This window comes from Rhodanobacter sp. IGA1.0 (assembly GCF_040208325.1).
In the GTDB taxonomy this organism is placed as follows: Bacteria; Pseudomonadota; Gammaproteobacteria; order Xanthomonadales; family Rhodanobacteraceae; genus Rhodanobacter; species Rhodanobacter spathiphylli.
This window is the reverse complement of record NZ_CP157948.1, coordinates 1,102,122-1,121,929: the sequence shown is the minus strand read 5'-3', so window position 1 is coordinate 1,121,929 and position 19,808 is coordinate 1,102,122. Positions and strand designations below refer to the sequence as shown.

The window sequence follows — 19,808 nt, the reverse complement described above, 5'->3', positions numbered from 1 at the left end:
GATCACCCGTGAGCGAACATTCCAAGCGTGAGGCGGCCCGCGAGGCCATCGAGCGGGCCGTGCAACCGGTGGCCGAGACCCGCGAGCTGCTGCATCGCGACGGCGAGCTGAAGCCGGGGCTGGGCAAGATCAGCGGCGTGATCGCCTTGTCGCTGGGCTTCCTGTGCCTGCTGGCGGTGATGGCGTTCCACTTTCCGCAATACCTGACCACGCCCGACCTGCGCCACAAGTATTCGGTGGACGTGCTGCGCCAGGTGCTGCTGGTCGGCCTGCTGGTGGCCGGCGGCATGTCGCTGGGCAACGTCATTCTCAATCGCCAGCGCAACCTCAACATCATGGCCTTCGTGCTGGTGATCGCGGCGGTGGCGCTGGGCGGTTCGCGGGTGCCGGTGGGCGAGTTCCCCGACCACACGCCGTACATCGGGCTGGACTGGTTCATCCTGGATTTGCTGGGCTCGACGCTGATCTTCGTGGTGATCGAGAAGCTGTTCCCGCTGTACAAGGGCCAGGCGATTTTCCGCAAGGAGTGGCAGACCGACCTGAAGCATTTCGCGGTGAACCATTTCATCGTGGGGCTGGCGCTGCTGACGGTGAACTTCCTGCTGCACCACCTGTTCGGCTGGCTGGTCAGCAGCCACTTCCAGCAGGCCGTGCGCGACATCCCGTTCGTGCCGCAGCTGCTGCTGTGCGTGCTGGTGGCCGACCTGGCGCAATACTGGACGCACCGCGCGTATCACGAGGTGCCGTTCCTGTGGCGCTTCCACGCGGTGCACCACAGCGTGAAGACGATGGACTGGCTGGCCGGCTCGCGCCAGCACATGCTGGAGCTGATCTTCACCCGCGTGTGCGTGCTGGCGCCGCTGTACATCCTCGGTTTTTCCGAGGCGGCGATGAACGGCTACATCCTGATCGTGGGTTTCCAGGCGGTGTTCAACCACGCCAACGTGCACCTGCCGTGGGGGCCGCTGAAGTACGTGCTGGTGACGCCGGATTTCCACCACTGGCACCACGCCTCGGACGACGAGGCGATCGACAGGAATTACGCCGCGCACTACGCGTTCCTGGACTACCTGTTCGGCACCGCGGTGAAGTCGAAGAACAAGTTCCCCGAGCGCTACGGCGTGGTCGGCGACTACATGCCGGATGGCTTCGTGAAGCAGCAGCTGTTTCCGTTCCGGGGCAAGCAGGCCGACGACGGTCCGGCGGCCTGAAGCCCCGCCGCTTCAGGGCTGCACGGATGAAGAAGCCGCCGGCGCCGCGACGCTGCCAGCGGCGGCGGGCGGCAGCGGGATCTGCGGTGTGGTCGGCGGCGTGATCGCACTGCCCGCTGCCGCCGGCTGGCCGGCCGGCGCGTTGAGCAGGGGTGCGGACGGCGGCGGTGCGGTGCCGTGCTTCTCGACCAGGGTGATCACCGGCTCGTCCCAGCTGCCGGTGATCTTGTAGCGGGCGCTGGCGGCCTGGTTCAGGCCCTTGCCCAGCAAGCCCTGCACCGCGAAGCCCGCGGCTGCGCCGATCGGGCCGCCCACCACCGCGCCGACCAGCGGCAGGCTGTTGCCGACATGCGGCACCACCAGCATCTGCTGGTCGTAGTCCTTGCTGCGCAGGCCGGTGCGGCCGGTCACGCTGATATTCGCGGCCGGCCCTTCGATGCGCAGGTTGCTGGTGGTCGCGTTGCCGTCGGCGAGCCTGAAGTCGCCGCTGATCGAGTCGAACGCGAGCCCCTTGCCGAACACGTCACCGAAATCCAGGGTGAGCCGCCGCGGCAGCTCGGCCAGCGAAACCAGCCCCAGCAACCGGCCCACGCCGGGCGAGGCGGCTTCGGGAATGCGGCCGTCGTTGACCTGGATGCTGAGCGTGCCGTCCATGGTGGCCAGCGACAGTCCGCTGGGCGAACCCGGCCAGCTCGCGTCGAGCTGGTCGCGGGTCTTGCCGCCATTGACCAGTCCGTCGAAACCCAGCGCGGCCAGCATGTTGCCCAGGTCCTCGGCGGCGAAGTTGATCCGCATGTGGGTGTGGCTGGAGCTGGCATTGCCGTTCCAGTCGCCGCTGCCGTTGATCTGCACCCGGCTGGACAGCGCGCGCAGTTGCTCGATGTGCATGCCCTCGGCGGTGGGCCAGGATTCCAGCCGCGCCTCGCCGAGCTTCGCGTCGCCCAGGCGCAGGTCGCCCACCCAGAGGTGGAACGGCGGCAGCGCGGCGGGATTGACCCCGGTATTGGCCGGGTCGGGCGGCACCGCCGCGGGCGCGGCCGGCGCCGCGGCCGGCGTTGCCGCCACCGTCTGGCCGGCGGCCTTGTGCTTGCCGGCGGTGGTCTGCGACGCGGCGCTCTTGGGCCAGTACATGCGGGTCAGTCGCGCGGTGACGCCGCGCTTGTCCAGCTCGCGCGTGGGCACGCTGTAGTTGCCGGCCATCGCCGGGCCGTCCACGTCCACGCTGAGCAGGTCGGGCTGCGGTTTGGCCTGCAGCTTCAACGGTCCCAGCCGGCTGTCGAACCACTCGGCCTGGTCGGTGCTGATGTCGAGGCTTTCCAGCCCGGGACCGCCGCTGCCGCTGCCTGCCGCCACGTGCTGCACCCAGCCGGTGACGTCGAGCTGGCTGGCGTGGCCGCGAATGCGCAGGTCGCGATCGGGCAGCGTGGTCGGCATCTGCGTGCCCAGCGACAGGGTGCCGGCCAGCGGATGCTGGTCGCCGTCGGCCAGGCGCAGGTAACCGCGCAAGGTGTCGCCCAGGCCGAAGCGCAGCTCGCTGCCAGCGATCGGCAGGTTCAGCGTCAGGTGCAGCGGCAGGTCGTCCGCGGCGGGCTTGTGCAGTGGCGCGGGCAGGTCCAGCGCGATGCCCTGCAGCGGCGAATCGACGCTGAGGGTCTGGCTCAGCGCGTCGCTGCCGGCGACATGGGCGATGCTGAAGCCGATGTCGAACGGGCCGCGCCCGTCGGACAGCTTGCCCAGCCAGCCCAGCGTCGGGTAGTCCGCCAGCAGCTCGTCGACGCGATAGTTGCCCTGCAACTGCGCCGACAGCACCGTCGCCGGATCGCTGTTGGCGCCGGCGATGGCCAGCTGCAGTTTCGATGGCTGGCCGCGGAAGCCGGCGTCCAGCGGACCGGCCTGCATGCCGTGCAGGTCGAATTTCAGCGGGCCGTTGAGCTTGTCCAGCTGCAGCTTCCACTCCGGCGCGCTGAGGTCGGCGTCCTTCAGCCGGGCCTGTCCGTCCAGCTGCGGCGTGGCACCCTCGCCGCTTTTCAGCGGCAGCACCAGGTGGAAGCCGAAGCTGCCGCTGCCGCCCAGTTTCAGCTTGGCCAGCGTGTCGGCTTCGCGGCTGCCGATCGGGCTCTTGCGCACGAACTCCATCAGGCTGGCGCCGCTGCCACTGCCCTGCACGTTGAGGTCGAGCAGCGGATCGCCGAAATCCGGGATCAGCGCCACCGCATGTTCCGCCTTGACGCCCAGCGCATGGCCGCCACCGGCCTCGACCAGCATGCCGCCGTTGATGAAGCTGGCCACCGCGTCGATGCCTTCGGCATGCGGCCAGTCCTTGCCGTAGTCGAGGGTCAGGTCGCTGATCACCGCACGCGCCTCGAAGCGCCCTTCGTTGTGGCGGAACGGCCAGTCGTGCAGGTCGCCGTGCACCAGCACCTGCGCCTCGTCCAGCTGGCCCGACTGCAAGCCGCGATCGAGCCACTCGACGGTGCCGGGCGACATCGACAACGGCCAGAACTGCCTGGCGGCGGTGACGTCGGCGTGGTCCAGGCTGGCGTAGAGATCCACGAACGGCGCGCCGCCCCCGGCCGGCAAGACCAGTTCGCCACGGGCCTGCCCGGCGTAACCGGCGCCGGCGAAATCCAGCGCGTCGATGCCGATGTGCGACTGGCCATCCTGCGACCAGAACGCCAGCGTGCCGCCCAGCGAGGACAGCACGAACGGCTGATGGAAGGCCTGTGGCAGATTCAGCGTGGCGGGCTGGCTCGGCAGGGTCAGCGACAGCGCTTCGGCGTCACCCCGCAATTGGCCGTCCAGACGGCTGATTCCCGGCAGCTTGCCGACCGCCTCGATGCCCACCTCGGCAAAGGAGAGATCAAGCGCGCGCAGGCCGGCGCTGCGACTCCACTGCAGGCGCAGCCGGTCCACCACGCCATGCGGCTGGCCCTTGCCCAGCCACTGCGACAGCGCCGGCGCCAGCCCGGGCTTCAGCGCCAGCCAGGGCAGCAGCGGCGCCAGCTGCAACTTGCGCGCGACCGCGTTCACCGCGAATCCGGCGCTGCCCGGCTGGTGCAGGCTCAGCGCCAGCGCGCTGCCATCGTCGCCGGCCCAGCGCAGTTCGTAGCCATCGGCGGTCTGGCTCACGCCGGCCAGCCCGTGCAGGGCGCTGACGCCAGCCTGGCCGCCGCCGGGCGCGCTGACGGCCAGCGTGTCCAGGTCGAAGCGGACCAGGCTGCGGGTGAGCTGCCCCTGCCGCCAGTCCATCCAGGCGCCCAGCCTGCCGTGGCCCTGCTGCACCGCGTAGCCGCCCATGTCGATGCCGTCCAGCAGGGGCTTCAGTTCGGCGCCGTCGACGCTGACCCAGACCTGGCCGGCGCTGCCATCCTCGCGGAAGCGGCCCGCGCTGTGCACGGCGGCGTCGACGCCCTCGCGCCGCAGCACGCCGCCAAAACGCAGCTGCTGGCCCTGGTGACTCAGCCGCAGCCGCTTCGACAGCAGCGTGTAGTGCTTGTCCAGCACCGCGTCGGTGACCGACACGCGCAGGTCCTCCAGCCACAGGTCGGCCGACATCCGGCCCAGCGACAGCGGCTCGCGCTGGTCGCCACCGGCCACGCCGATGCCGTTGACATGCCAGCCATCGGCCTGGCGCTGCAGGTCCAGCTGCAGGCCGCGCACGTGCAGGTTGATCAGGTGCCGCGACGGCAACAACCAGCCGCCGAAATCGAATTTCAGTTCGGACTCGGGCAGCTGCAGCACGGCGCCGGCCTGGCCCGCCGCCGCACCGATCTTCATCCCGTGCAGCAGGAATTCGGGGCCCGACGGCGTCCAGCGGCCTTCCATCGAATCGAAGCTCACCGGCCGCTGCAGTCGCGCACTCATTTGCGCCGCCACCCACTCCGGGTGCCGCGCCAGCAGCGGCAGCAACAGCTGCGCCAGCGCCGCCACCACGGCCAGCAGGATCAGCGCGATCCCGACCACCCAGCCCGACGCGCGGGCGCAGCGATGCAGCCGTCGCTGCCACGACACGTTCACGCGCGGCAACCCCGGCCGGGGGCGCCGCCGCGGGATTTACAGCAAGACGACATCAAACTGTTCCTGCGAGTAATGCTCTTCGGCCTGGAAGCGTATGCTTTTGGAGATGAACTCTTCCAGTTCGGCCACTGCGCTGGATTCCTCCTCGAGTATCCGGTTGACCACCGCTGGGCTGGCCATCACCAGCAGTTGCTGCGCGTTGAACTGGCGCACCGCGCGGGTGATCTCGCGGAAGATCTCGTAGGTCACCGTCTCGGCGGTCTTCAGCAGGCCGCGGCCGTTGCAGGCCGGGCACGGTTCGCACAACTGGCGCGCCAGGCTTTCGGTGGTGCGCTTGCGGGTCATCTCGACCAGGCCCAGCGCCGACATCGGGTACACCGTGGTCTTGGCATGGTCGCGCGCCAGCCCCTTGCCCAGCATGCGCAGCACCTGGCGCTTGTGTTCCTCGTCGACCATGTCGATGAAGTCGATGATGATGATGCCGCCCAGGTTGCGCAGGCGCAGTTGCCGCGAGGCGGCCTGCGCCGCTTCCAGGTTGGTGCGGTAGACGGTTTCCTCGAGGTTGCGGGTGCCGAGGTAGGCGCCGGTGTTGACGTCGATCGTGGTCATCGCCTCGGTCTGGTCGACGATCAGGTAGCCGCCGGATTTCAGCGGCACCTCCTTCTTCAGCGCGCGCTGCATCTCGTCCTCGACGCCGTACAGGTCGAAGATCGGCCGCTCGCCGTCATAGTGTTCGATGCGGTCGTCCAGGCTGGGCATGAACTTGTGCACGAACTTCACCACGTTGTCGAAGGTGAGCCGCGAATCCACCCGCACCTTCTCGATGTCGTCGTTGAGCATGTCGCGCAGGCTGCGCAGCGGCAGCGACAACTCCTCGTAGACACGCTCGCACATCTTCGCCTTGGCGATGTTCTCCTGCACCACGCGCCAGACCTTGCCCAGGTAGGTCACGTCGAAGGCCAGCGATTCGGCGCTCTGCCCTTCGGCATTGGTGCGCACGATGTAGCCCAGCCGGCTCGTGCCGGGCGTGTCGTCGCCGATCAGCGGATTGAGCACGTCGCGCAGGCGCTGGCGTTCGGTCTCGTCCTCGATCCGGGCGGAGATGCCCAGGGTGCGCGCATACGGCAGCAGCACCAGGTAGCGCGACGGGATCGACAGGTGGGTCGACAGCCGGGCGCCCTTGCTGCTGATCGGGTCCTTGACCACCTGCACCACGATCTCCTGGCCTTCGTGCACCAGTTCGCTTATCGAGGGAACGTGGCCGTGGCCATTGCCTTCGCCGCCGTCGCCCGCGGCGGGCCGCACGATGTCCGAGGCATGCAGGAACGCCGCGCGCTCCAGCCCGATCTCCACGAACACCGCCTGCATGCCCGGCATCACCCGCTGCACGCGTCCCTTGTAGATATTGCCGACATAGCCCCGCTTCGATGCCCGTTCGACGTGCACTTCCTGCAACATGCCGTTCTCGACCACCCCGACCCGCGTCTCGCGCGGGGTCACGTTGATCAGGATTTCTTCGCTCACTGCATACTCCCCGGACAGAGCATCTTTATAGCGGTGCGGCCGCGGGCTGTCGATGAACCAAGCCATGGAATCCGTCCCGTCGGCGCGGATGACGCAAAATGGACACCCGCCCGTTCCCCGGAGCTGAACGCATGACGACACCCATTCTGCTGGCCTGGAGCGGCGGCAAGGACTGCCTGCTGGCGCTGCAGCGGTTGCGGGCGGACCCGCAATGGCAGCTGGTCGGGCTGCTGACCACGCTCAACCGCAACTACCAGCGGGTGGCCATGCACGGCACCCCGCGCGAGGTGCTGCTGGCGCAGGCCGATGCGCTGGGGCTGCCGGTGCTCGAGGTGATGCTGGACTGGCCCGGCAGCAACGAGGCCTACGAGCAGGCCCACGCGCAGGCACTGGTCGAGGCGCGCATGCGCTGGCCGGGCATCCGCCACTGCGCCTTCGGCGACCTGTTCCTGGAGGACGTGCGCGACTACCGCGTGCGCCAGCTGGGCCGCGAGAACTGGCGCGCCGTGTTCCCGCTGTGGGGCGAGGACACTGCGGCCCTGTCGCGGCGCTTCGTCAGCGAGGGCCATCGCGCCGTGCTGTGCTGCGTGGACACCCGGCAGCTGGACGCCGCCTTCTGCGGCCGCGACTACGACGCGGCCCTGCTCGACGCGCTGCCGGCCGGGGTCGATCCCTGCGGCGAGCGCGGCGAGTTCCACACGCTCAGTTACGCCGGACCGCTGTTCCGCCAGCCGCTGAAGCTGCGCCGCGGCGAGTCGGTGCTGCGCGACGAACGCTTCCAGTTCACCGACTTCCTGCTCGACGACCATGCCGCGACGGACTGATCCGATCCTGCCCGACCTGCTGCAACCGGGCCTGGCGCTGGTGTTCTGCGGCACCGCGGCGGGCCGGCGCTCGGCCGCCGAGCGCGCCTACTACGCCCACCCCGGCAACCTGTTCTGGCGCGCCCTGTTCGAGGCCGGGCTGACGCCCCGCCTGCTGGCACCGGCCGAATTCCCGCTGCTGACGGGCTACGGCATCGGCCTCACCGACCTGGCCAAGCGCCACAGCGGCAACGACGCCGACCTGCCACGCGATGCCTTCGACGCGCCGGCGCTGCGCGCCAGGGTCGAACGCCATGCCCCGCGCCTGCTCGCCTTCACCAGCAAGAACGCGGCACGCGCCGCGCTCGGCCACGCCGTGGGCTACGGCATGCAGGAGGAAACCCTGGGCCAGACCCGACTGTTCGTGCTGCCTTCCCCGTCCGGCCAGGCGCGCGGGCACTGGGACATCGGCCCGTGGCGGGCGTTGGCCGCGCACTATCGCGCGGCTCGCGCCAGCGGTTGAGCCGGCCGGTCAATCGACGGGCGTGTGCCGCGAAGCCCGCACCTGCTCGGCGCGCACGATCGAAGCCTGGTTGCTCCAGCTGCGGCGCAGATAGGTCACCACCGCGGCCACTTCCTGGTCACTCAGTTGCTGGGCGAACGGCGGCATCGAGTACGGCCGCGGGTTCGCCGTGGTGGCGGGGGCAAAGCCGCCGAGCAGGACCATCCTCGTGGCGTTGATGCCGCTGGGCTCGGTCACCGAGGAGTTGCCGTCCAGCGGCGGATAGACGCCGGCCACGCCTTCGCCGCGCTTGCCGTGGCATTCCGCGCAATGCTGGGTGTAGACCTTCCCGCCCTGTTCGGTCAGCACCTTGGCATCGAACAGCACCGGTTGTTCGGCGGCCGCGGCGCGGGGTGGCAGCGATTGCAGGTAGCTGGCGATCGCATGCAGGTCGGCATCACTCATGTGCTGGGTGCTGCCGGAAACCACCGCGGCCATCGGGCCGAAGGCTGCGCCTTTGGCCGACTGTCCGGTCTTCAGCAGGTCGACGATGTCCTGTGCGCTCCAGCCTTCCAGGCCACCGTGGCGGCGGGTGCCCAGATCCGGCGCGTACCAGTTCTGCACCGGAATCTGGCCGCCGGTGAGGTGCACGTCCGCCGGCGTGCCGCCCAGCGAGTCGCGGGCCGCATGGCATTCATTGCAATGACCCAGTCCCTGCACCAGGTAGGCGCCGCGATTCCATTCGGCCGATCGCGCCGGGTCGGGCGTGAACCCGCCTTCGCGGAAGTACAGCGCGCGCCAGGCCTTCAGGCTGTTGCGCACGCTGTACGGGAAGGCCAGCGAGGACTGGCCGTCGGGCTGGTGCACCGGCGGCAGCGACTGCAACCAGGCAAACATCGCCAGCGCGTCGTCGCGACTCACATGGGTATACGAGGTGTAGGGGAAGGCCGGATACAGCAGCTCGCCGTGACGACCCTTGCCGACGTGCAGCGCCTGCCAGAAGTCCTCGAAGCTCCAGTCGCCCAGGCCGGTCTCGCGATCGGGCGTGATGTTCGGCGCCGGGATGTCGCCAAAGGGCGTGACAATCACCCGACCGCCGGCCAGCGGCGCACCGCCCTGGGCGGTGTGGCAACCGGCGCAGTCGCCGACGATGGCCAGGTACCGGCCTTGCGCGATCCGCTGCGGGTCCGCCAGCGTGGCCGCGGAAACCTTGCTGGCCGAACGCGGCGTGGGCGCGTGGCCGCCACCGAACCACCACCAGGCCAGCAGCGCCACGATCAGCAGCACGACCGCCAGCAGCAGCCAACGCAGCGCTTTCATGAGTCGTCCCCGGTGGCGCCGAGCACCCCGCACGCCAGCGGCGGGGTCACCGAGCCGGCCGGCTGCGCATGGGTGTCGGCCGGCAGCTCGCGACTGGCCAGCGCGGCAGCCACGGCGGTGATGTCGGCGGGGCTGAGCCGGCTCGCCACCGTGGCCATGCAGTCCGGCGCCACGGTGGAGCGGGTATGCGTGCGCCACGAGCCCAGTTGCGCGCTGAGGTAGTCATACGGCAAGCCGACCAGTCCGGGCGTGGACGGTTCGACGCCGGTCAGCTGGCTGCCGTGGCAACTGCTGCACGCGGGAATCCTGCGGGCCGGGTCGCCCTTGCCGATCAGTTCCTCGCCACGCTGCAGCGCCGCCGCCGACACCGGCGGCAGCGGCGAGCGGCTGTACGGCACCTGCTGCGCCGCGAAGTATTCGGCGATCTCGCGCAGGTACGCCGGCGGCAACTGGCGCACCGTGTATTCCATCGGCGCGTACTTGCGCAGGCCGTTCTGGAAGTCCTGCAGCTGCCGCGCCAGGTACGCGGCCGGCTTGCCCGCCAGGCGCGGGAAGTAGCCGCTGCCGGGGGTGCCTTCGCCGTGCACGCCATGGCAGCTGGTGCAGGCGGCGATGCGCTGCTGCAAGGTGTCGGGAATCACCGGCGCGTCGGCGGCGCGACTGGCGCTGGCGCCGATCAGCGCGAATGCAAACAGGGAGGCAACGGCAAACCAGCGGGGACGGAGCGGGCGACGGGTCTTGGTCATCCGCCCATTGTACGCGCGCCGCTGCGACGTCCAAGCCGCAGCGGCGCTAAGCTGCAGTCTTGCGACAGCAGCCGCTTCCACCAGACCGGGGGTTACCGTGAATCGTTCAGCCGTCCATCTCGCCACGCTCGTCACCGCCATGCTCGCCGGTCCTGCGCTGGCCGCGGAAGTTCCGGCGACACCGCCTGCCGACACCGCCTACGCCTCGATCGATCAGCTGCAGCAGCGCATGCAGGCCGGCACGCTGGACAGCCGCCAGTTGACGGGCCAGTTGCTGCAACGGATCGAACGGATCGATCGCGCCGGCCCGAGCCTGCACGCGGTGATCGAGACCAATCCGGATGCGCTGCAACTGGCCGGCGCGCTGGACGCGGCCCGCGGTGCTGGTGACGAACGCGGCCCGCTGTACGGCATTCCGGTGTTGCTCAAGGACAACATCGACACCGGCGACCGCATGCTGACCACGGCCGGCTCGCTGGCGCTGGCCGGCGCACCCGCGCCCCACGACGCCGGCCTGGTCGAACGGCTGCGCAAGGGCGGCGCGCTGATCCTGGGCAAGACCAACCTCAGCGAGTGGGCGAACTTCCGTTCCAACCACGCCAGCAGCGGCTGGAGCGCCCGCGGCGGGCAGACGAAGAATCCCTACGTGCTGGACCGCAATCCCTGCGGTTCCAGCGCCGGCTCCGCGGCGGCGGTGGCGGCCGGGCTGACCACGGTGGCGATCGGCAGCGAGACCGACGGTTCAATCATCTGCCCCGCGGCGATGAACGGCATCGTGGGCATCAAGCCGACCCTGGGCCTGGTCAGCCGCAGCGGCATCGTGCCGATCAGCCACAGCCAGGACACCGCCGGCCCGATGGCGCGCAGCGTGGCGGACGCCGCGGCCCTGCTCTCGGTGATCGCCGGCAGCGACCCGCGCGACCCGGCCACCCGCGACGCAGACAGGCACGCCACCGACTACACGAAGTTCCTCGATCCGAACGGCTTGAAGGGCAAGCGCATCGGCGTGGTGCGCCAGCTGGCCGGGGCCGAGCCGAATGCCGATCGCGTGCTCGAAAAGTCGATCGCGTTGATGAAGGCGCAGGGCGCGATCATCGTCGACCCGGTGAAGCTGCCGCACCTGGCCGAGCTCGGCGATCCGGAAATCACCGTGCTGCTGTACGACTTCAAGCACGACATCAATGCCTACCTCGCCACCCGGCAAGGCCTCAGCGTGAAGACGCTGGCCGACCTGATCGCGTTCAACCGCACGCACGCCAGCGAGGAAATGCCGTGGTTCGGCCAGGAGCTGTTCGAACAGGCGGAAGAGAAGGGCCCGCTCGGCGACAAGGCATATACCGATGCGCTGGCCCGGGCGAAGCGGCTGTCCGGCCCGCAAGGCATCGACGCAGCGCTGAAGTCGCAGCACCTGGATGCCTTGCTGGCGCCGTCGTGGGGGCCGGCCTTCATGACCGATCCGGTGCTGGGTGACCACATCGTCAGCGGCGACCCGACCGTGGGCGGTGCCTCGCAGCCGGCGGCCGTCTCGGGCTATCCGTCGATCACCGTGCCGGCAGGCTTCGCCCACGGCCTGCCCGTCGGCATCGTGCTGTTCGGTGCGCAGTGGAGCGAACCGACGCTGATCGCGATCGCCTATGGTTTCGAACAGCATGCACAAGCCTGGCAGCCGCCGCGGTTCCTCGACACCGTGGAAGGCAAACCGGTGCTGCCGGGCCGCTGAAGCGCCGGCCCGGAGTCGCGACCGATGGAACACCAACCGCACATCCACTGTCCGCATTGCGCGTGGGAGCCGCGGCCGGACAGCCGGTGGTGCTGCACCTCGCGCGAACCCGGCTCGGGCTGCGGCACCTTGTGGAACACGATCTGGACGGCAGGCTGCTGCCCCGGCTGCGGGCACTACTGGGAAGTGACCCAGTGCCTGTCGTGCCGGCGGGCCTCGCCACACGCGCAGTGGTACCACTTCCCGCGGCCGGACCAAGGTCACGTCGGCGAACGGGAGCCGTCGCTGGAGACGGTGGACTGACCTATCCCTCAGCGCAGGTAGACCGTCGGCCCCAGCACCGCCGCGAAGGCCAGCGTCATCAGCACACCAGCCACGAAGATGGCGTAGCTCCGGTCGATCACGAATCCCCGCGGCGGCTCGTCGCAGGGCTTCGCACAGGCGACGTTGAAAAGGCCCGCGGTGCCGCCGAACGACGAGGCGACCGCCGACATCAGGGTGATCACGATGCCCAGCGGATTGAACAGGCTGACCAGCACCGCCGACACGCCGCCGATCAGGTAGATCGCCATGGCGATGCGCCACTGCGTGCGACCGGCCACGTCGCCGCCACCGAGCATCGCCCGCAGCATCCGGATCGACTGCTTCACGACGCCGATATAGACGGCCAGACCGATCGCGAACATCACTGCGCGCCACAGCCAGGGCCACGGCAGCGGACCGATGCCGCCACCGGCAGCGGGGCCCCAGTCGCCCAGGTTGGAGACGCCGGAAAACATCCAGTAACCGGCGGCCACCATGCCCTTCACGGTGAACACGATCCACAGCACCAGCCGCGGCAGCGGCCGCCGCACGCGATGCCAGCCGAGCAGCGCCAACACGGCCAGCAGCACGTCCATGCCGGTGCCGGCCATTGCCACCAGGCGTCGTGCCCAGGGACCGGTGCCGGGGCATTCGATGTAGTACGCGCCAAGCTGGCTGGGCAGATGCCCGCTGGCGACGCAGGTGAGCGCGTGGCCGCCCAGCTCGTGCGCCATGGTCAGCAGCGGCAACAGCAGCAGCGCCAGGCCGGCCAGCGTCCAGGGATCGACTCGCGGGGTGGTGCCCATGGATTCGCTCATCGCTCGCGCCTCCGTTGTTCGCTGGAGGCATTATTCGCGCGTTCGGAAGACGCTCTTCAGTGCAGACTGCCAGTTCCGCGCCATGACAACTGTCAGGCGCTCAAGCGTCGGCGTGCACGGAGGAACCGGCCGACTTGCGCACGATCAGCATCGCCAGTTCCAGCGACTGCTCGTAGTTCAGACGCGGATCGACCATCGACTTGTAGGCCCGATCGAGGTCGCTCTCGGACAGGTCGCGGGCGCCGCCCATGCATTCGGTGACGTCTTCACCGGTCAGCTCCAGGTGCACGCCGCCCAGCCGGGTGCCGGCCGCCGCATGGAGGTCGAAGGCCTGCTCCAGTTCGCCGCGGATGTTGTCGAAACGCCGGGTCTTGTGGCCGTTCGAGGTGCTCTCGGTGTTGCCGTGCATCGGATCGGCCACCCACAGCACGCGGCGACCTTCACGCTTCACCGCTTCCAGCAGCGGCGGCAGCGCGGCGGCGATCTTCGCGTTGCCCATGCGATGGATCAGGGTCAGCCGGCCCGGCTCGTCGTGCGGGTTCAGCGCGTCGATCAGCGGCAGCAACTGCTCCGGGGTCACCGAGGGACCGACCTTGACCGCGACCGGATTGCGGATGCCGCGGAAATACTCCACGTGGGCCCCATCCAGCGCGGCAGTGCGCATGCCGATCCACGGGAAGTGGGTGGACAGGTTGAAGAAGCCGGGATGGCGCGGCACCTGGCGGGTCAGCGCCTGTTCGTAATGCAGCAGCAGCGCTTCGTGCGAGGTGAAGAAATCCACCTTGGAGAAGCCCGCGATCGGACCGGCCAGAGTCTCCATGAAGCGCAGCGAATCGCCGATGCCGGCGACCATCTGCCGATACTCGGCGGCCAGCGGGGAATGCTCGACCCAGGCCAAGTCCCAGTATTCCGGGTGGTGCAGATCGGCGAAGCCGCCGTCGATCAGGGCCCGCACGAAGTTCATGGTCAGCGCCGAATGCGCATGCGCCGTGATCAGCCGCTGCGGATCGGGCCGACGCGCCGCGGCCGTGAATTCCGGGCCGTTGACCACGTCGCCGCGGAAACTCGGCAGGCTCACGCCGTCGCGGGTTTCCATGTCGGTCGAACGCGGCTTCGCGTACTGGCCGGCAAAACGGCCCACGCGCAGCACCGGCTTCTTCAACCCGTGCACCAGCACCAGGCTCATCTGCAACAGCACCTTCAGCCGGTTCGAGATCACCGGACTGGTGCAGTCGGCGAAGCTCTCCGCGCAATCACCGCCCTGCAGCAGGAAACGCCGACCTTCCTGCGCCTCGGCCAGCGACTGCTTCAGCGCCAGCACCTCCCACGAAGTCACCAGCGGCGGCAACTGCGCAAGGTGGGCGCCGGCAGCGGCCAGCTCGGCCGCATCGTCGTACTGTGGCTGCTGCAGGGCCACGCGCTGCTGCCAGGAATCAGGGGCCCAGTGATCCGGGATGTGGACATCAGACACGACGGGATTCATGGCATGGCCTTCAGGGGCGACAAGAGCATTCACCTGGACGACGTCACCCGACGCCGACGGGTGGCGACGACCGCCAGCACGGCCAGCAACACGAACCACAACAGGGTCCAGGCCGGCATCGGCAAGCCCAGGATCGGCTCCACCTTGGCGCACTCGCCCGAACCGGTGAACACCAGCTTCAGCATCTTGGCGAACGGAAACGCATCCAGCATGTAGCCCAGGCCGGGGCCGCAGGAGGGCACCTGGTCAGCCGGCAGGCTCTGCAGCCACAGATGGCGACCGGCGGTGGCGATGCCGCCCACGGCGCCCGCCAGCACCAGCCCCGTGTATGCCCAGCGCGCCCTGCCCTTCGGCGCGTGGATGGCGCCTAGCAGGAAGAACAAGGCCATCACCAGGAAGGCGATGCGCTGGAAGATGCACAGCGGGCACGGCGTCATGCCCAGCCCGTACTCGGCGTACAGGGCAAACGCCAGCAGCGCCGCGCAGACCAGGAAGCCGACGAAGAAAGTGAGGCGATACGACCAGCGGAATGGATTCATGGCGGATTGTTGCGTTGCGGAACCCGTGACATTACCGGTTCGCCGGTGCGCTGTCAGCCTGTCCCCGGCATTTGGCGCAAAAGCGCATGCGCACCCGACCGGATCGCACAAAAAAAAACCCGGCAGGTTGCCCGGCCGGGTTTTCACTTTGCATGCCACGGCTGCTCAGCCGGGGCGGCTTACTCGGCGTCGACGGCCTCGACCTGCGGACGGCCGACCAGCTCGACATACGCCATCGGCGCGTTGTCGCCGGCGCGGAAGCCGCACTTGAGGATGCGCAGGTAACCACCGGGACGCTCCTTGTAGCGCGGCCCCAGCTCGACAAACAGCTTGCCGACCGCTTCCTTGTCGCGCAGGCGCGAGAAAGCGAGACGACGGTTGGCGACGCCATCGACCTTGCCCAGCGTGATCAGCGGCTCGGCCACGCGACGAAGTTCCTTCGCCTTGGGCAGGGTGGTGCGGATCAGCTCGTGCTTGATCAGCGACGACGCCATGTTCTTGAACATCGCTTCGCGATGCGAACTGGTGCGATTGAGTTTGCGTCCGGATTTTTGATGGCGCATGACTGGATACTCTTGAAGGTCTGTTGTTATGAAAAGCCGGCACGCATGTCCGGATTCCCGCGGTTACCCGCTATGAGGAGCCTTTTTGAACCGGGCTCTTGTTCGAAAGCACGGTCGTCATGGACGACCGCCTCTGGCGACCGGCGCAGCACGCAGAACCGTGCTCGCCAAGCGCAATGACCGGCAATCAAACGGGATCGCCAAAAAAACAATGCGACCATGAAGGCCGCTGGTGGCGCCTGGCGGGATGAGCCGAGACTCGAACCCGCCAGTACACCGGCATCGCACGCGATCACGAATGATCGCGAATCGACGATCAACCCAACTGCATGCCGTGCGACAGACCCGGCGGCGGCCAGTTCTCGAGCTTCATGCCCAGCGCGAGCCCACGCCCGCCCAGCACGTCCTTGATTTCCGTCAGCGACTTCTTGCCCAGGTTCGGCGTCTTCAGCAGCTCGACTTCGGTCTTCTGCACTAGGTCGCCGATGTAGTAGATGCTCTCGGCCTTCAGGCAGTTCGCCGAACGCACGGTCAGCTCCAGATCGTCGATCGGACGCAGCAGCAGCGGATCGAAACCGCTCTTCTCGGCCTTGTCGGTGGCGCTCTCGCGACGCGAGAAGTCACCGAACACGGACAGCTGGTCGTTGATGATCTCGGCGGCCTTGCGCACCGCGTCTTCCGCACCGATGGTGCCGTTGGTCTCGATGTCCAGCACCAGCTTGTCGAGGTTGGTGCGCTGCTCGACACGAGCGGCGTCCACTTCGTAAGCCACGCGGAGCACCGGCGCGAACGACGCATCCAGCTGCAGGCGACCGATCGGGCGCGCCTCGTCATCCGGATGCTGGCGCTGGCTGGCCGGCTGATAGCCGACGCCGCGACGCACCTTCAGGCGCATGTTGAGCGCGATGTCCTTGGTCAGGTGGCAGATCACGTGCTCGGGGTTGATGATTTCCACCGAGTGGTCGACGACGATGTCGCCGGCCGTGACCACGCCCTTGCCCTTCTTGGACAGGGTCAGGGTGACTTCATCACCCGTGTGCTGACGAATCGCCACGTCCTTCAGGTTGAGCAGGACTTCGATCACGTCCTCCTGCAGGCCTTCCAGGGTGGTGTATTCATGCAGCACGCCATCGATCTCAACCTCGACGATGGCGCTGCCAGGGATCGACGAGAGCAGCACGCGACGCAGCGCGTTGCCCAGGGTATGGCCAAAGCCACGCTCGAGCGGCTCGACCACCACCTTGGCGCGGTTGGCTCCGAGCTGTTCGACGCTGAGGCCACGAGGCCGCAGCACGCTAGTTGACGAAACTGCCATGCAGAACTCCGGTAATTACTTCGAGTAAAGCTCGACGATCAATGCTTCATTGATGTCGGACGGCAGATCACCGCGATCCGGCACCGACTTGAACGTGCCTTCGAACTTCTTGGCGTCGACTTCGACCCAGATCGGACGCAGATCCATGGTGTCGAACACGGTCGCGGCTTCCTGTACACGAAGCTGCGTGCGACCCTTCTCGGTCAGCGCGATCGCGTCGCCGGGACGAACCTGGTAGGAAGGAATGTTCACCTTCTTGCCGTTGACCAGGATCGCCTTGTGGGCAACCAGCTGGCGGGCCTGGGCGCGGGTGACCGCGAAGCCCATGCGGTAGACGACGTTGTCCAAGCGGCTCTCGAGCAGGCGCAACAGGTTTTCACCGGTGTTGCCCTTGGTCGTCGACGCCTTGGTGTAGTAGTTGCTGAATTGGCGCTCAAGCACGCCGTAGATGCGCTTGACCTTCTGCTTCTCACGCAACTGCACGGCATAGTCGGACATGCGCATGCGCTTGTTCGCACCATGCTGGCCGGGCTTGTTTTCCAGCTTGCACTTGGAATCCAGCGCGCGCGCCGGGCTCTTCAGACTGAGATCCGCTCCCTCGCGACGGGCGAGTTTGCAGGTAGCTCCACGATAACGGGCCATGGGTTACTCCTTAGACTCGACGCTTCTTGGGGGGACGGCAGCCGTTGTGCGGAATCGGCGTGACGTCGATGATGTTGAGCACCTTGTAGCCCAACGCGTTCAGCGAACGCACCGCCGACTCGCGGCCCGGGCCGGGGCCCTTGATGCGCACTTCCACCGTCTTCACGCCGTAGTCGCCGGCAGCGCGGCCAGCCTTTTCGGCGGCAACCTGCGCTGCGAACGGGGTCGACTTGCGCGAGCCACGGAAACCGGCGCCGCCGGCAGTAGCCCACGACAAGGCATTGCCCTGGCGATCGGTGATGGTCACGATGGTGTTGTTGAAGGAGGCCTGCACGTGGGCCACGGCATCCGTGACAACGCGCTTGATCTTCTTCTTGGTTTTAACCGGCTTAGCCATAATTTTTGAGGCTCTTAGTAATCAGTGCGACCATGCAAGGCCGCTTTTTGATCGTCGCGATCAGGAATGATCGCACTGTTCAATTACTTCTTGATCGCGCGACGCGGACCCTTGCGGGTACGTGCGTTGGTACGCGTGCGCTGACCGCGCACCGGCAGGCCACGACGGTGGCGCAGGCCACGGTAGCAACCCAGGTCCATCAGACGCTTGATGGCCATGCCCACCTCGCGGCGAAGATCGCCCTCGACGGTGTACTTGGCGATCTCGTGGCGGATCTTCTCCACCTCGCCTTCACTGAGGGACTTGATCTGGGTGGTCGGAACCACGCCAGCATCCACGCAGACCTTCCTGGCTCGGCTGCGGCCGATACCGTAAATGCTCTGCAGACCAACCCAGACATGCTTCTGGACCGGCAAATTGACACCCGCGATGCGCGCCATGATGTACTTTCTCCGATGCGTTTCGTGCGCGGTAAACGCGCAATTTTAACCTGAATTACCCTGACTGGAAAGCCCTGCGGCACCGGGGCGCCGCCAGCTTCCTACCTTTGACCAAAACCGCGTCCACACCAGCAGCCACTAGTTGCGACGAAGATTGGCCTTCTTGAGCAGACTTTCGTACTGGTGACTGACTAGGTGCGCCTGCACCTGAGAGGTAAAGTCCATCACCACCACCACCACGATCAGCAGCGACGTGCCACCGAAATAGAACGGAACATGCCAGGCGCTCTGCATGAACGACGGCACCAGACACACCAGCACCAGATACAACGCACCGACACCGGTCAGACGAGTCATCACCGCATCAATGTAGTTGGCCGTTCCCTTGCCCGGGCGGATACCCGGAATCAGGGCACCCGATCGCTTGAGGTTGTCGGCGGTCTCGTCCGCGTTGAAAACGATCGCGGTGTAAAAGAACGCAAAACCGATCACCAGTACCGAAAACACGATTTCGTACAGCGGATTGCCGGGGCTCAGGGCCTGCACCAGATCCTGCACCCAGCGCGACTGCTGGCCGGTGCTGAACCAGCTCACCGCGGTCGCCGGGAACATCAGCAGACTCGAGGCGAAGATCGGCGGGATCACGCCCGCCATGTTGATCTTCAGCGGCAGATTCGAGCTCTGGTTCATGTAGGCCTTCTGCCCACCGGACCGCCGTGCGTAGTTCACCGTGATCCGCCGCTGCGCCCGCTCCATGAACACCACGAAGGCGGTCACCGCCAGCGCCAGGCCGAACACCATCAACAGCTTGATCAACGACAGCTCGCCGTTGCTGGCCATGCCCAGGGTATGCACCACCGCCCCAGGCAGACCGGCCACGATGCCGGCGAAGATCAGCAGCGAAATGCCGTTGCCGACACCGCGCTCGGTCATCTGCTCGCCCAGCCACATCAGGAACATCGTGCCGGCGGTCAGACCCACCACCGACGACAGGACGAAACCGAAACCAGGCGTATAGACGACCGGAGCACCACCCGCCGCGACCTGACCCTGCAATGCCACCGCGATGCCGAACGACTGGAAAGCCGCCAGCGCCACCGTCGCATAGCGCGTGTACATGGTCATCTTGCGCTTGCCGGACTCGCCTTCCTTGCGCAAGGTCTGCAGGCTTGGCACGACCGCGCCCATCATCTGGAACACGATGGATGCCGAGATGTACGGGATCACGCCCAGCGCAAACACCGAAAACCGCGCCAGCGCACCACCCGAGAACATGTTGAACATGTCCATAAGGCCGTTGCCGCTGACCAGGCTGGTCATCGCCTCGGGGTTGACGCCGGGAACCGGAATGAACGAACCGAGCCGGAACACCACCAGCGCACCAATCACGAAGAAGATGCGCTGGCGAAGCTCCGTGAGTTTGCCGAGCTTGCCGAGTGCGTTGCCCTTGGCTGCTGCCACCGGC

Annotated in this window: 18 protein-coding genes; 5 read left to right on the top strand and 13 right to left on the bottom strand. The window is 67.6% G+C overall.

Features of this window, described 5'->3' with window-relative positions:
- Window positions 1–8 precede the first annotated feature (8 nt).
- Complete coding sequence (locus ABNK63_RS04965) at window positions 9–1,211, top strand: sterol desaturase family protein (protein ID WP_350016845.1); 1,203 nt, start codon at window positions 9–11, stop codon at window positions 1,209–1,211.
- Between the two features lie 12 nt (window positions 1,212–1,223).
- Here ABNK63_RS04965 and ABNK63_RS04960 read toward each other — a convergent pair whose 3' ends face one another.
- Window positions 1,224–5,228 carry a YhdP family protein gene (locus tag ABNK63_RS04960; RefSeq protein ID WP_350016844.1) on the bottom strand — a complete coding sequence of 1,335 codons (4,005 nt, stop codon included), beginning with the start codon at window positions 5,226–5,228 and terminating at the stop codon, window positions 1,224–1,226.
- Window positions 5,229–5,264: 36 nt separating this feature from the next.
- On the bottom strand, window positions 5,265–6,752 hold the full coding sequence (rng, locus tag ABNK63_RS04955; RefSeq protein ID WP_350016843.1) for a ribonuclease G: 1,488 nt from the start codon (window positions 6,750–6,752) through the stop codon (window positions 5,265–5,267).
- A gap of 131 nt (window positions 6,753–6,883) precedes the next feature.
- Between rng and ABNK63_RS04950 the strand changes: the two genes are divergently transcribed.
- Both ABNK63_RS04950 and ABNK63_RS04945 read left to right on the top strand, forming a co-directional pair.
- Window positions 6,884–7,576 carry an ATP-binding protein gene (locus tag ABNK63_RS04950; protein ID WP_007808165.1) on the top strand — a complete coding sequence of 231 codons (693 nt, stop codon included), beginning with the start codon at window positions 6,884–6,886 and terminating at the stop codon, window positions 7,574–7,576.
- The gene (locus ABNK63_RS04945) at window positions 7,560–8,078 is read left to right on the top strand and encodes a mismatch-specific DNA-glycosylase (protein WP_350016842.1); all 519 of its coding nucleotides are present in this window, start codon (window positions 7,560–7,562) and stop codon (window positions 8,076–8,078) included. The genes ABNK63_RS04950 and ABNK63_RS04945 overlap by 17 nt, the downstream gene beginning before the upstream one ends.
- Before the next feature lie 9 nt (window positions 8,079–8,087).
- Here ABNK63_RS04945 and ABNK63_RS04940 read toward each other — a convergent pair whose 3' ends face one another.
- Window positions 8,088–9,377: a cytochrome c gene (locus tag ABNK63_RS04940; protein ID WP_350016841.1), complete on the bottom strand. Its 1,290-nt coding sequence runs from the start codon at window positions 9,375–9,377 to the stop codon at window positions 8,088–8,090.
- A complete protein-coding gene (locus ABNK63_RS04935; protein ID WP_350016840.1) occupies window positions 9,374–10,123 on the bottom strand; it encodes a c-type cytochrome in 750 nt (249 codons plus the stop codon). The genes ABNK63_RS04940 and ABNK63_RS04935 overlap by 4 nt, the downstream gene beginning before the upstream one ends.
- A 97-nt stretch (window positions 10,124–10,220) precedes the next feature.
- On the opposite strand from ABNK63_RS04935, the gene ABNK63_RS04930 reads away from it, so the two are divergent.
- Both ABNK63_RS04930 and ABNK63_RS04925 read left to right on the top strand, forming a co-directional pair.
- Entirely contained in the window at window positions 10,221–11,843 is a 1,623-nt protein-coding gene (locus ABNK63_RS04930; protein WP_350016839.1) for an amidase, read from the top strand.
- 24 nt (window positions 11,844–11,867) lie between these two features.
- Entirely contained in the window at window positions 11,868–12,146 is a 279-nt protein-coding gene (locus ABNK63_RS04925) for a hypothetical protein (protein WP_350016838.1), read from the top strand.
- A gap of 8 nt (window positions 12,147–12,154) precedes the next feature.
- Here the strand turns inward: ABNK63_RS04925 and ABNK63_RS04920 are convergent, their stop codons facing one another.
- From ABNK63_RS04920 to secY, 9 genes are all read right to left on the bottom strand, one after another.
- Window positions 12,155–12,964: a hypothetical protein gene (locus ABNK63_RS04920; RefSeq protein ID WP_350016837.1), complete on the bottom strand. Its 810-nt coding sequence runs from the start codon at window positions 12,962–12,964 to the stop codon at window positions 12,155–12,157.
- 100 nt (window positions 12,965–13,064) lie between these two features.
- Window positions 13,065–14,447, bottom strand: a complete 1,383-nt coding sequence (locus ABNK63_RS04915; protein WP_350016836.1) for a class II 3-deoxy-7-phosphoheptulonate synthase — start codon at window positions 14,445–14,447, stop codon at window positions 13,065–13,067.
- Window positions 14,448–14,476: 29 nt separating this feature from the next.
- The gene (locus ABNK63_RS04910) at window positions 14,477–14,986 is read right to left on the bottom strand and encodes a disulfide bond formation protein B (protein ID WP_350016835.1); all 510 of its coding nucleotides are present in this window, start codon (window positions 14,984–14,986) and stop codon (window positions 14,477–14,479) included.
- Window positions 14,987–15,165: 179 nt separating this feature from the next.
- Window positions 15,166–15,549: a 50S ribosomal protein L17 gene (gene rplQ / locus ABNK63_RS04905; RefSeq protein WP_007808179.1), complete on the bottom strand. Its 384-nt coding sequence runs from the start codon at window positions 15,547–15,549 to the stop codon at window positions 15,166–15,168.
- Between the two features lie 316 nt (window positions 15,550–15,865).
- Window positions 15,866–16,864 carry a DNA-directed RNA polymerase subunit alpha gene (gene rpoA / locus ABNK63_RS04900; protein ID WP_007808180.1) on the bottom strand — a complete coding sequence of 333 codons (999 nt, stop codon included), beginning with the start codon at window positions 16,862–16,864 and terminating at the stop codon, window positions 15,866–15,868.
- A 15-nt stretch (window positions 16,865–16,879) separates the two neighbouring features.
- Entirely contained in the window at window positions 16,880–17,506 is a 627-nt protein-coding gene (gene rpsD / locus ABNK63_RS04895; protein ID WP_007808182.1) for a 30S ribosomal protein S4, read from the bottom strand.
- A gap of 10 nt (window positions 17,507–17,516) precedes the next feature.
- On the bottom strand, window positions 17,517–17,903 hold the full coding sequence (rpsK, locus tag ABNK63_RS04890; protein ID WP_007513384.1) for a 30S ribosomal protein S11: 387 nt from the start codon (window positions 17,901–17,903) through the stop codon (window positions 17,517–17,519).
- A gap of 83 nt (window positions 17,904–17,986) precedes the next feature.
- Window positions 17,987–18,343, bottom strand: a complete 357-nt coding sequence (gene rpsM, locus ABNK63_RS04885) for a 30S ribosomal protein S13 (RefSeq protein ID WP_007513382.1) — start codon at window positions 18,341–18,343, stop codon at window positions 17,987–17,989.
- Window positions 18,344–18,481: 138 nt separating this feature from the next.
- Entirely contained in the window at window positions 18,482–19,804 is a 1,323-nt protein-coding gene (gene secY / locus ABNK63_RS04880) for a preprotein translocase subunit SecY (protein ID WP_007808184.1), read from the bottom strand.
- Between the last annotated feature and the right edge of the window lie 4 nt (window positions 19,805–19,808).